Origin of the sequence: Oscillibacter valericigenes (assembly GCF_016902445.1) — a bacterium.
Taxonomy (GTDB): Bacteria; Bacillota; Clostridia; order Oscillospirales; family Oscillospiraceae; genus Oscillibacter; species Oscillibacter avistercoris.
In genome coordinates this window covers 19783-31044 of record NZ_JACSNX010000028.1, presented here as the reverse complement: position 1 = coordinate 31044, position 11262 = coordinate 19783, and the positions used below count along the sequence as shown (strand labels likewise).

At 62.8% G+C, this 11262-nt stretch carries 11 protein-coding genes and 1 pseudogene; 6 read left to right on the top strand and 6 right to left on the bottom strand.

Annotated elements, in window-relative coordinates; all coding sequences use genetic code 11:
* Positions 1-96: pseudogene (locus H9X91_RS14485) on the bottom strand (pyruvate synthase); the annotation flags it as partial.
* Between the two features lie 458 nt (positions 97-554).
* Between H9X91_RS14485 and H9X91_RS12820 the strand changes: the two are divergent.
* A complete protein-coding gene (locus H9X91_RS12820) occupies positions 555-812 on the top strand; it encodes a heavy-metal-associated domain-containing protein (RefSeq protein WP_204805579.1) in 258 nt (85 codons plus the stop codon).
* Between the two features lie 96 nt (positions 813-908).
* Here the strand turns inward: H9X91_RS12820 and H9X91_RS12815 are convergent, their stop codons facing one another.
* Positions 909-1337, bottom strand: coding sequence for a hypothetical protein (locus tag H9X91_RS12815; protein ID WP_204805577.1), 429 nt, complete (start codon positions 1335-1337; stop codon positions 909-911).
* A gap of 164 nt (positions 1338-1501) precedes the next feature.
* On the opposite strand from H9X91_RS12815, the gene H9X91_RS12810 reads away from it, so the two are divergent.
* Positions 1502-2476 (top strand): metal ABC transporter substrate-binding protein, encoded by a 975-nt coding sequence (locus H9X91_RS12810; protein WP_338111985.1) that lies wholly within the window; start codon positions 1502-1504, stop codon positions 2474-2476.
* 76 nt (positions 2477-2552) lie between these two features.
* On the opposite strand, the gene H9X91_RS12805 is transcribed toward H9X91_RS12810, so the two are convergent.
* Positions 2553-2765, bottom strand: coding sequence for a hypothetical protein (locus H9X91_RS12805; RefSeq protein ID WP_338111984.1), 213 nt, complete (start codon positions 2763-2765; stop codon positions 2553-2555).
* 282 nt (positions 2766-3047) lie between these two features.
* On the opposite strand from H9X91_RS12805, the gene H9X91_RS12800 reads away from it, so the two are divergent.
* Complete coding sequence (locus H9X91_RS12800; RefSeq protein WP_204805575.1) at positions 3048-3932, top strand: MATE family efflux transporter; 885 nt, start codon at positions 3048-3050, stop codon at positions 3930-3932.
* Positions 3933-4089: 157 nt separating this feature from the next.
* On the opposite strand, the gene H9X91_RS12795 is transcribed toward H9X91_RS12800, so the two are convergent.
* On the bottom strand, positions 4090-5007 hold the full coding sequence (locus tag H9X91_RS12795) for a ketopantoate reductase family protein (RefSeq protein ID WP_204805573.1): 918 nt from the start codon (positions 5005-5007) through the stop codon (positions 4090-4092).
* A 59-nt stretch (positions 5008-5066) separates the two neighbouring features.
* Positions 5067-5954 (bottom strand): 4Fe-4S cluster-binding domain-containing protein, encoded by an 888-nt coding sequence (locus H9X91_RS12790; RefSeq protein WP_204805571.1) that lies wholly within the window; start codon positions 5952-5954, stop codon positions 5067-5069.
* A gap of 301 nt (positions 5955-6255) precedes the next feature.
* Between H9X91_RS12790 and H9X91_RS12785 the strand changes: the two genes are divergently transcribed.
* Genes H9X91_RS12785 through H9X91_RS12775 form a run of 3 tightly spaced genes read left to right on the top strand, consistent with a single transcriptional unit; the run spans position 6256 to position 9739 of the window.
* Positions 6256-8064, top strand: coding sequence for an FtsW/RodA/SpoVE family cell cycle protein (locus H9X91_RS12785; RefSeq protein WP_204805570.1), 1809 nt, complete (start codon positions 6256-6258; stop codon positions 8062-8064).
* The gene (locus H9X91_RS12780) at positions 8051-9418 is read left to right on the top strand and encodes a penicillin-binding transpeptidase domain-containing protein (RefSeq protein WP_204805569.1); all 1368 of its coding nucleotides are present in this window, start codon (positions 8051-8053) and stop codon (positions 9416-9418) included. Before H9X91_RS12785 ends, H9X91_RS12780 begins: the two co-directional genes overlap by 14 nt.
* A gap of 18 nt (positions 9419-9436) precedes the next feature.
* Positions 9437-9739 carry a hypothetical protein gene (locus tag H9X91_RS12775; RefSeq protein WP_204805568.1) on the top strand — a complete coding sequence of 101 codons (303 nt, stop codon included), beginning with the start codon at positions 9437-9439 and terminating at the stop codon, positions 9737-9739.
* Between the two features lie 52 nt (positions 9740-9791).
* Here the strand turns inward: H9X91_RS12775 and H9X91_RS12770 are convergent, their stop codons facing one another.
* Positions 9792-11201, bottom strand: coding sequence for an MATE family efflux transporter (locus H9X91_RS12770; RefSeq protein WP_204805567.1), 1410 nt, complete (start codon positions 11199-11201; stop codon positions 9792-9794).
* Positions 11202-11262 lie beyond the last annotated feature (61 nt).

Genomic DNA, 11262 nt, shown 5'->3' with positions numbered 1-11262 from the left:
GCCCGTGTTGAACGCCGCGTCCGCCAGCAGCAGCGAAGCCGTCTTCGCGCCCTGGCCGCCGCGCCCGTGCCACCGGATCTCTACGATGTCTTTCATGCTTGATCCTCCTCGTTCGGTTTGTTTCCCCAAAGGGGAAACCATCTCGAAATTTGCCGTGTTGGATGCTTGTCAGCAATTACAGTATAGTCCTATTTTGCAGGGGTTGTCAATTCTATAACAAATCTGCCAGTATAAAAATCTGCGTGGACCGGTATGATGTTTTTGTTATAAGTGTTGAAAGGCGGAGGGGAAGTATCTGCATCAATGGGCATTTTGAATAAAAAATAGAGCGTGTTTTAGATATTTCGCTATTTACCAGCAATTAAATCTGATATCAGATGTCTGGAAAATAGAGCAGACTGCATTTTGCGGTTTTGGGGGACAAACTGGCGCCGGAGAGACCAGGGCAGCCGCTTCCCGCCAGCTGGATATTGACAAAAAAGGGGCGGCGTGCTATCATTTAGTTAGTAAAAACTAACTGTAGACAGCACCATTCAAAACAGGAGGAGAGTGCGATGGTCCAATATACGCTGGAAGTGGAGGGCATGCAGTGCGGCATGTGCGAGTCTCATGTGAACGACGCAGTGCGCCGGGCGTTCCGCGTCAAAAAGGTAGAATCCTCTCACGGGAAGAACCGGACACGGATCCTGGCAGAAGAGCCGCTGGATGAGGCAGCCCTGCGGCAGGTCATTGACGACACGGGCTACACGGTGCGCTCTGTCAAAAGTGAGCCCTATGAAAAAAGAGGGCTGTTTGCTTCCTGGAGCAAATGACGCTCTTCCCGGGACAGAGCGCCTTGCCCCTCCCGTCAAAGACACCCGGCACTGCGGACCGCAGTGCCGGGTGCTGTCAGTTGTGGAAAGAGGGAGTCACCGGGCCGCCTGCAGCAGCTTTTCCGCAATGACCTCCACATCCTCGCCGGAGGCCACGAAGTCCATGACGTTCGGTAGGGAGAGCGACCGGCGGAGCAGCTGGAGATCATAGCGCATGGCCCACTCCTGGCCGGTGACAGAGCAGTTTTGGATCCGCCGCACCAATTCCTGGGTCTCCTCCCATGTCAGGTCCGGGACACAGGGCGGCTCCGGCGCCAGCGTGAGCCGGGCCAGTGTGTCCAGATCCGTCCAGCTCCAGTATTCCAGAAACTCCACCTCCGAGTGGAGCTTGCCGGTGAGGGCGGAGAGGGCTTCCAGCTCTGCGGCAGCCGTTCCGGGCTCCCTGGCAGCGATGGATGCGATCAGGGCCTCCGCTTCGTCCAGCTTGCTGTCGTCGATCCGGGGAAGATCCAGTTCCTTTCTCATGGTGTACCTCCGCAAAATCTTAACGTTTTCTTAACTCTATCAGACTTTTGCGGGTTTGCCAAGGCTAATTCCTGAAAAGCGGCCCCGGAACGGCTTGCTTTTTGCCGGCAGCTGTGATATACTGCATGGATTGAAAATGATTCTCAATTTAAAGGAGCATACCTGTGAAGAACGTTTCCCTTCTCTGTGCGGCCATGGCAATGCTGCTGGCGCTCTCTGCCTGCGGGCAGCGCCCGGCGGAGGACCGTGATCCGGACAAGCTGACGGTGGTGGCCACCGTGTTTCCGGCTTATGATTTTGCCCGGGCGGCGGGCGGAGACCTGGCGGAGGTGCAGCTGCTGCTGCCGCCGGGAACCGAGAGCCACTCCTATGAGCCAACGCCGGCGGACATCCTGGCAGTGCAGGACTGCGATCTGTTCCTTTACCTGGGCGGGGAGTCTGACACCTGGGTGGAGACGATCCTGGAGTCTGTGGATCTGCGGGGCGAGAGCCTGCGGATGGTGGACTGCGTCCCTCTGCTGGAAGAGGAGACAGTGGAGGGCATGGAGAGCTACGAAGATGGCCACGACCACGAACACGATCACAGCGAGGCCCCCGGCCTGGGAGAAGTGGTGGGCTACGACGAGCATGTGTGGACGTCTCCCCAAAACGCCGCGGCCATCACCCGGGCCATTGGAGACACACTGGCGGCTCTGGATCCGGCCAACGCCGGGACCTACGCCGCTAATGCAGAGGACTATGCCGCCCGGATCGAGAAGCTGGACCAGGAATTTGCCGACTTCTTCGCCGGGGCAGGGGACCGGACCATAGTGTTCGGCGACCGGTTCCCCCTGCGGTATTTCGCCGAGGAATTCGACATCGACTACTACGCCGCCTTCCCCGGCTGCAGCACCCAGACGGAGCCCTCGGCGGCCACCATCGCCTTTCTGACCGACAAGGTGCGCCAGGAGCACATCCCTACCGTCTGGTATATCGAGTTTTCCAACCACCTGGTGGCGGACAGTATCGCTGAGTCCGCAGGGGTCCGGACTGCCATGTTCCACACCTGCCACAACGTATCCGCCGCAGATCTGGAGGCGGGCGCCACCTACGTGTCGCTGATGGAGCAGAACCTGGAGACCTTGCGGGAATATCTGTGAGAGACGGGCAGCGGCCCCACGGCAAAGCGCCGCGGGGCCGCCTTTTGCGCCTGTGTGAGAACGGCCGTGCCGCGGCTCACCAGGCTATGCGCCTGTACTCGATGGCCCGGCACTGGCGGACCACCTGAGCGCAGAGGTCATTGTAGAACTGCAGATATTGTTTTTTGGCCTGGCGCTGAGCTTGCTGTTTTTCCTGAAACAGCTGCCATTGAGCGCAGGTCTTGTGGCAGCCCTCCTGATAGAACGGGCAGCCGGGGCGGCAGGGCAGCATGGCCATCACTCCAATCACAGGATTTCCCCGCCGGAGGGCGCGGACCCGGGGCCTCGGCGGAGCTCTGGTTCCAGTGTATTCCTCTTGTCTGCCGGTTTACCACCGTATCCCGGTAAAGGGATGGTAAAACCTCTGCGCAGGCACAGGCGGCAGGACTTGACAATCGCCGTGGCCCTTGCTAGAGTAATGCCTGTTCATCGGAGGGCTTGTGGCCGCGGTCATAAAGCCGGATAAGATGCTGGGGGCGCCCGGACTCTTATCCGGCTTTTTTTGCTGCCCTCCAGCGTTTGGGAGGAATTTATGGAAACAACAGAACAGAGCTTTACCCGTGGGCCGATCCTGTCGACCCTGCTGAAATTCGCCCTGCCGGTGCTGCTGGCCCTGCTGCTGCAGGCCATGTACGGCGCCGTGGACCTGCAGGTGGTGGGGAAATTCGGAACAGCGGCGGATATCTCCGCCGTCTCCACCGGCAGCCAGATCATGCAGACGGTGACCATCGTCATCACAGGCCTGGCCATGGGCATCACCGTGCTGCTGGGCCAGAAGATCGGCGAGGGCAAGCCGGAGGAGGCGGGGCAGGCTGTGGGCAGCGGCATCTGCCTGTTCCTGGTGGTGGCGGTGGTGGCCACAGCGGCGCTGGAGCTGGCGGCGCCCCAGCTGGCGGTGCTGATGCACGCCCCGGCGGACGCCTTTGACGGCACGGTGGAATATGTGCGGATCTGCTCCGCCGGTGCGGTGTTCATCGTGGCCTACAACCTGCTGGGCAGCATTTTCCGGGGGATCGGAGACTCCCGGGTGCCGCTGATCACTGTGCTGATCGCATGTGTCCTGAACATCGGCGGCGACCTGCTGCTGGTGGGCGGCTTCGGCCTGAATGTGGCCGGCGCCGCCATCGCCACGGTGTTTGCCCAGGCGGTGAGCGTGGTGCTCTCCCTGCTGCTGATTCGAAAAAAACACCTGGCCTTCACCCTCCGGCGGCAGGACATCCGGTTCAACGGCGCCCTCATCGGCAGGATCCTGAAGCTGGGCAGCCCTGTGGCGCTGCTGGTGAGCTGGTCGGCGGACAGCTCCCTGTTCCACCTGGGACTGGCCACCCCGGCCTCCACCACGGTGCAGATCATTTTGTGCGGGATCTGGTTCCTGCGGCATGTCCGGCGGCAGAAGCGGCTGGCGCTTCAGCAGTGACCGCCGTGAGAAGGACCCGGCACAGCATCCCTGCTGTGCCGGGTCCTCTTTCCTGCGGCCTGCGGAAGCGATGTCCCGGAACGCGTCTGCTCCGGGGCAGGCGCGGGGAAGCGGCTCCCGCAAAAGCCCATCCTCCATCTCCCGGTGCAGGGCAGGCTCAATACGCCCGCTCCATCTCCTGGACCTGCTCGTACAGCCAGTCGTTCACCGGTACGGGGATGCCGTGCTTGGCCGCCAGGCGGCGGATGGTGCCGGAGAACAGCTCCACCTCGCTCTTCCGGCGGTTCTTGCCGTCCTGCCGCATGGAGGGCTCGCCGTCAGAGGGCAGGTGGTCGATGATGTCCACCCAGGTGGTCACATCCTGTTCCGAGAGGGGAACGCCCTCGGCGTTGGCCACGGCCACCACCTCCCGCATGGCGCCGATCATGGTGTCCCGGGGCGTCCCGGGCCGCTGCAGCAGGCTGTAGTCGCACTGGAACACCATGGCCGCCTGGTTGCAGCCGGTGTTGCACAGCAGCTTGCTCCACAGGTGGATCCGGATGTCCGGCGGCAGGACGTAGGAGAAGTGGATGGCGTCAAAAAACGCGGTGAGCCGGTGAAGGCGGGCCGGGTCCTCCCCGGCGGGAACGCCGACGGCCAGCTCTCCCCAGGGACCGCAGGTGACGCGGTTGCCCTCTTTTTTGGCCGCCATCTTCTCCGCCACGCACCAGACCACGTGCTCCGGGCCGAAAGCCTCTGCCAGGATCTCCTCGCTGACGATGCCGTTGAGGACGGAGAGCAGGATGGTATCCGGCCCCACCAGGTGGCGGCAGGTCTGGATGGCGTCCCGCAGGCCGCCGAACTTGACGGCGAACAGCAGCAGGTCCACCGGCTCTGTGCGGGAGGCGGCGTCCACATAGTTGAAGTCGCACAGCTGATCGTTGCACCAGACGCCCTCCTCCCGATAGCGGGCGGTGCGGCGGCTGTCCGCCAGGACCAGGACGCGGTCCTTCCCCAGGGCGCCGGTGAACAGGGTGGCGTACAGCACGCCCAGGGAGCCCAGGCCGATGACGCCGACAGTTTGAATGGGTCTCATGAAAATTGCCTCCAGTCTGTAAAAATGGGACGGCGGAAAACTCCGCCGTCCCTTATGGATCACGCGATACGGGCCAGCCACTTCAGGTCGTAAGGCTCAAACACGACCTTTTCGTAGGCATCCACATCCAGGAGGGTGCCGTCCCAGTCGGAGTGGATGTCGCCGTTCTGCTTGATGAGGATGTCGTAGAGGATGTCATAGGTGACGCCGTCCTTGGGGTCCGTCTCCACGATGGTGGAGTAGGGCAGCGTCTTGTGATACGTCAGTTCCATACCCTTGTAGTCGAAGTGGAAGCCGCAGCGCATCCGGCAGCCGTCCAGCCCCGTGTACCGGGCCACCTTCTTCAGATCCTGCAGGATCTTGTCCCCCTCCTCCTCGTAGAGGTTCTCCGGCGTGGTGGCGGTGTAGTCGAACCGGAACTGGATAGAGGCCCCGGGGAGCTTGCGGAACCGCTCCATATAGGGCACCAGCTGGTCGGCCGGATAGTTCTTGTACAGCACGCAGTTGACCCGGAAGGGCACCGGCAGCCTGGCCAGCAGATCGTCGTTGGATTCCACCACATAGTGCTGCATGTGGCGGGAGACGTTGATACAGGTGATCTTGTGCTTATTCCGCTCCGCAAATGCCAGAATGTCCGCCTCGGACTGATGCTCGGAGACGGGAAGGGTGGTGTTGATATACACCTTATGGGTGGTGGGGATCTTGTCCAGCATCACCTGGAGGGACTCCAGGTTGGCGAAGGGCTCACCCCCGGTGAAGACGAAGTCGCAGCGGGGCGTGATGGCGTCCATCCGCTCGATGCTCCGGCAGATCTTCTCCAGGGAGAACCCCGTCATATCTGCGTATTCGCCTTTATTGATGCAGAAGGGGCAGTGGTTTTTGCAGTCATAGGGGACGAAGATCGTCACCGTGGCGCCGCCCTCCCGCGTCTTGTAGGGATGCTTCATATCGATCGGCCTTTCAGAGTAAGATGAAAAATATGCACACGCAAACAGGAAATGGCCCCCCAAAAGGACCATGAGAGGTGTCTTGCAGACATCCATATATTCTAAAGGATTTTTGCGGATAGGTCAAGAGAAAACCGAAAATTAACCGGGCATAACTCCTGAAAAATCAATGGGAGAACTGGAAACCGGCTGCAGAGGCATCCGATGGAGGACCGTCTGTCCCGGCAGGGGGGCTGTACATTTTCGGGGGGAAATGCTATAATACTTCCATATGTCCAAAAAGAAAGGAGGCGGACAGCGGATGGAGTTCCTGCAGACGCTGCTGGACAGTCTGACCGGCCTGCTGGCGGCGTATCCGCTGGCAGGGGAGTGGTATATGGCCTTCGTGCGGTTTCTCTTCCCGGCGCTGGCGGTGCTGATCCTGTACCGGGCGGTCCGCTCCCTGCTGCGGATCCCCCACACGCCGGAGAACTGGGGCCAGCTGAGCCTGCCCAACGGCACGTCTCTGCCCCTGACCCATTGGGAGAACATCCTGGGCCGCAGCAAGACGGCGGACATCTATCTGAACTACCCCAGCATCTCCCGCCAGCACGCCGCCCTCTGCCGGGGCGAGGATGAGAACTGGACCCTGTACGACCTGGGCTCCAAGGGCGGCACGGCGGTGAACGGCGAGCAGGTGGAGACCTCTGCCCCCGTGAAGCTGGGGGACACCATCACCCTGGGCGGCGTGCCCCTGATCTTCCTGCCCCAGACCGTGGCGGAGCGGGAGGAGCAGGAGGCGAAGCGCCGGGCGGAGCGGCCCGCCGCCATCTGGCCGTCCTTTCTGTGGCTGACGGTGTTCCAGGTGCTGGCCTGCCTGCAGCTGATCGTGGCCGCCGGGACGGAGGCCACCATTGCCATTCCGCTGGCCTTCCTGGGGCTGACGGTGCTGATGTGGCTCTATTACGCGGCTCTGCGGGCCACCCGGTGCGTGGGCTTCGAGATGGAGACCATCGCCTTTTTCCTCTCCACCCTGTCCCTGTCCATCACCGCCTCCAGCGCCCAGGGGAGCCTGTTCAAGCAGTTCCTGGCCATTCTGCTGGGCCTTGGGCTGTTCCTGGTGCTGGGGCTGTTCCTGCGGGATCTCAGCCGGGTGCAGAAGAACCGCTGGCTCATGGCGGCGGCCGCCATCGGCCTGCTGGGCATCACGCTGCTGATCGGCAACTCCAAATACGGCGCCGTCAACTGGATCTCCATCGGCGGCATGTCCTTCCAGCCGTCGGAGATCGCCAAGATCTGCTATATCTTCGCCGGCGCCGCCACGCTGGAGCGGCTGTTCCACAAGCGGAACCTGACCCTCTTCATTGTGCTGACGGGCCTGTGCATCGGCCTGCTGGGCCTGATGAGCGACTTCGGCACCGCCGCCATCTTCTTCGTCACCTTCCTGGTGATCGCCTACATGCGGTCCGGGGACTTCGCCACGCTGTCCCTGATCTGCGGCGGCGCCGTGTTCGGGGCGGGTATCATTCTGAAGTTCAAGCCCTATATCCTCAGCCGCTTCGCCTCCTGGGGCCACGCCTGGGAGGCCGCCTCCACCACCGGCTACCAGCAGACCCGCACCATGTCCGCCGCCGCCTCCGGCGGCCTTCTGGGCATGGGGGCCGGCAACGGCTGGCTCCACAACGTGGCGGCGGCGGACACGGACCTGGTGTTCGGCATGCTCTGCGAGGAGTGGGGACTGCTGATCGCCGTGCTGGCAGTGGGCTCCATCATCACCCTGGCGTTTTTCGCCGCCCGGGCCTGCCGGGTGGGCCGGTCCAGCTTCTACACCATCGCCGCCTGCGCGGCGGCGTCCCTGCTGGTGTTCCAGACCTGCCTGAACGTGTTCGGCTCCGTGGACCTGCTGCCCCTCACCGGCGTCACGTTCCCCTTCGTCTCCAACGGCGGCTCCGCCATGATGTCCGCCTGGGGACTCCTGGCCTATCTGAAGGCCACGGACACCCGGGAGAATGCCAGCTTCGCCATCGCCCGCAGGCATCAGCGGCAGCTGACCCAGGCGGCCCGGCGCCGGGCGGAGCCGGTGGGGGATCCCTTCGACATGGAAAAGGAGGAACGCCATGAAGAAAATTGAGCGGCGGGCCTTCGTCTGTCTGGCCCTGGCCCTGCTGCTGGCGGCGGGCCTGGGGGTCTTTCTGGTGAAATACTTTGCGGACGGCGGCAGCTGGGCCTCCTCCGCCTTCAACCGCCACCTGTACAACAGCAGCGGGGAGCTGGCCAGCGGCACCGTGCTGGACCGGGACGGGGATGTGCTCTCCGAGGTGGTGGACGGCCGCCGGACCTACTACGACAGCGCCACCGTCCGCAAGGCTACCCTCCATGCCGTGGGGGATCTGCAGGGCAACATCGGCACCGGGGCGCTGAACGCTTTTGCCGACAAGCTGACGGGATACAGTCTCCTGAACGGCGCCTTCGGCGCCCAGCAGGGGAGCGATCTGTATCTGACCATCGATGCCAGGTACAACTACACCGCCTATGAGGCGCTCGGCGGCAAGTCCGGCACGGTGGCGGTCTACAACTACGAAACGGGAGAGATCCTGTGCATGGTCTCTGCCCCCAGCTACGACCCCCTGAACGTGCCGGAGGACATCACCACCAATGACCGGTACGAGGGCGCTTATCTGAACCGCTTCCTGTCCTCCACCTTCACGCCGGGGTCCGTTTACAAGACCGTCACCCTGGCGGCGGCCCTGGAGGAGATCCCGGACCTGACGGAGCGGACCTGGACCTGCACCGGCAGCGTCCAGATCGGGGACGAGACCATCATCTGCTCCGGCACTCATGGGGAGCAGGACATTGCCGCGGCCTTCGCCAACAGCTGCAACGTGGCCTTCGCCCAGATCGCCCAGGAGCTGGGGGCGGACACCCTGGAGAAGTACACGGAGCAGGCGGGCCTCACCGACAGCTATTCCATCGACGGCCTGCCCACAGCAAAGGGCTCCTTCGACTTTGACGGCATCACCGACGGGCAGTTGGGCTGGGCCGGCGTGGGCCAGTATCACGACCAGGTGAACCCGGCGGCGCTGATGATCTACATGGGCGCCATCGCAAGCGGCGGCAAGGCGGCGGAGCCGTACCTGATCCTCCGGACGGAGAGCGCCCTGGGACTGCCCAGCCTGCCTCATTTCACCACCAGGACCGACAGACTGATCTCCTCTGACACGGCATCCGCCCTGGCGGATCTGATGGCCAACAACGTGACGCAGACTTACGGCGCCAGCCGGTTCCCCAACATGGACCTCTGTGCTAAGTCCGGCACCGCTGAGGTAGGAGAGGGGCAGACGCCCCATGCCTGGTTCGCCGGCTTCCTGCGGGGGGAGGACACCCCCTATGCCTTTGTGGTGCTGGTGGAAAACGGCGGCGGCGGATCCTCTGTGGCGGGCAGCGTGGCCGCCAAGGTGCTGGACGTGATCGTCAACGGATATTGATACGAAAGCGGGTTCAAGATGAGCGACAAGAAAAGAGGTCTGCTGTTTCAGACCAAAAAGCAGATGAACAATGGGGCCATCGCCACAGGACTTGGATTTGTGCTGTACCTGGTCCTGCTGGTGCTGGGGCTGGAGCTGCCGGCGGACCTGGTGGCCATCGCCTTCGGCGTAGTGGGGATCTTCAACTCCCTCTCCGTGCTGGAGGGGCGGCGGCGCAATCGGGAGGATGTCTCCTACAACCTGCTGTGGGGCCAGCTGGCGCTGACCATCTTCCTGGTGGCCTGCGCGGTGCTGGCCGTCCGGCAGCGGATGGGACTGTAAGCGTTCAGAATGCGGAAGAGCGGGGTGTATCAGAAGATACACCCCGCTCTTTTTATTCCTCGAGAGACAGCGCCTTCTCCGGCGTCTCCGCTGCGGGCAGCAGCCGGTGCTTGACCTTCTGCAAAGCCCACAGGAAGCAGAGTACGTGGACGCCGAAGGTGACGACCCAGCTGACGGGATAGGACCAGTAGAGCATCTGGATGGTGTGGAACTGCGGGAGCTGGAAGATCGTGGCGATCCACAGCAGCCGCAGGCCGCAGGCACCCACCAGGGACACCAGCATGGGCATGACAGAGTAGCCGATGCCCCGCAGGCCGCCCACCATCACATCCATCATGCCGCAGACGGCGTAGGTGGCACAGACGATCTGCATCCGGGTGATGCCGGCGTCGATGACGGCGGGGCTGGTGGTGTAGATGGAGAGCAGCACCCGGCCGGCCAGTGTGGCGGCGTTGCCCAGGACCACGCCCACCACCAGCACGCAGCACTGGGCCCGGATCACGATCTTGCGGATGCGGTGATAGTTGCCGGCACCGTAGTTCTGGCTGACGAAGGAGATGGTGGCCTGGTACATGGCGTTCATGGACACGTAGACGAACTGCTCGATGTTGGCAGCGGCAGAGTTGCCGGCCATGGTCACCTCACCGAAGGTGTTGACGGAGGACTGGATCACCACATTGGACAGGGAGAACAGGATGCCCTGGAACCCCGCCGGCAGGCCGATCCGCAGGATCTGGCTCAAGGTGCTGGGGTGCAGACGCATTTTTTTGAGGTCCAGATGCAGGGGGCCGGTGTCCTTCACCATGCAGCGCAGCACCAGGGCGGCGGAGATGCACTGGGAGATGACCGTGGCAATGGCCACGCCCGCCACGTCCAGATGGCACACGATGACGAAGAACAGATTCAGCACGATGTTGACCACGCCCGCCAGAGAGAGGAAGTACAGCGGCCGCTGGGTGTCTCCCTCCGCCCGCAGCAGGGCGGCGCCGAAGTTATAGACCATAGTGGCTGGCATGCCTAGGAAGTAGATCCGCAGATACAGGGCCGCCAGATCCAGCACGTTCGCCGGGGTCTGCATCCAGATCAGGATGGTCCGGGCCCCAAAGACGCCCACCACCGTCAGGATCAGGCCGCTGATGATGCTCAGCAGGATGGAGGTGTGGACCACCCGGTGGAGCTCGTCCCTGTCATGGGCGCCGTAGCATTTGGCGGCCATGGTGTTGGCGCCGACGGCCAGTCCCACGAACAGGTTGGTCAAAAGGCCGATCAGGGCGGAGTTGGAGCCCACCGCCGCCAGGGAGTTGTCCCCGGCCCACCGGCCCACCACCACGATGTCCGCCGCGTTGAAGAGCAGCTGCAGAACACTGGAACACATCAGCGGGATGGAGAATCGCAGCATCTTGGAGAGAATGGGGCCGTTGCACATATCGATCTCATAGTGCGTCCGCTGCTTGCCTGCCATGACAATAACCCTCTCGTTTTTTCAAAAAATTTGCGCTCTGGAGCGCAACCCATATTCTAGC

What these genes read in the sequence shown, in the direction of transcription:
- H9X91_RS12820 (WP_204805579.1), top strand. Translation starts at nt 555, where the DNA reads ATGGTCCAATATACGCTGGAAGTGGAGGGCATGCAGTGCGGCATGTGC.
- H9X91_RS12815 (WP_204805577.1), bottom strand. Translation starts at nt 1,337, where the DNA reads ATGAGAAAGGAACTGGATCTTCCCCGGATCGACGACAGCAAGCTGGAC.
- H9X91_RS12800 (WP_204805575.1), top strand. Translation starts at nt 3,048, where the DNA reads ATGGAAACAACAGAACAGAGCTTTACCCGTGGGCCGATCCTGTCGACC.
- H9X91_RS12795 (WP_204805573.1), bottom strand. Translation starts at nt 5,007, where the DNA reads ATGAGACCCATTCAAACTGTCGGCGTCATCGGCCTGGGCTCCCTGGGC.
- H9X91_RS12790 (WP_204805571.1), bottom strand. Translation starts at nt 5,954, where the DNA reads ATGAAGCATCCCTACAAGACGCGGGAGGGCGGCGCCACGGTGACGATC.
- H9X91_RS12785 (WP_204805570.1), top strand. Translation starts at nt 6,256, where the DNA reads ATGGAGTTCCTGCAGACGCTGCTGGACAGTCTGACCGGCCTGCTGGCG.
- H9X91_RS12780 (WP_204805569.1), top strand. Translation starts at nt 8,051, where the DNA reads ATGAAGAAAATTGAGCGGCGGGCCTTCGTCTGTCTGGCCCTGGCCCTG.
- H9X91_RS12775 (WP_204805568.1), top strand. Translation starts at nt 9,437, where the DNA reads ATGAGCGACAAGAAAAGAGGTCTGCTGTTTCAGACCAAAAAGCAGATG.
- H9X91_RS12770 (WP_204805567.1), bottom strand. Translation starts at nt 11,201, where the DNA reads ATGGCAGGCAAGCAGCGGACGCACTATGAGATCGATATGTGCAACGGC.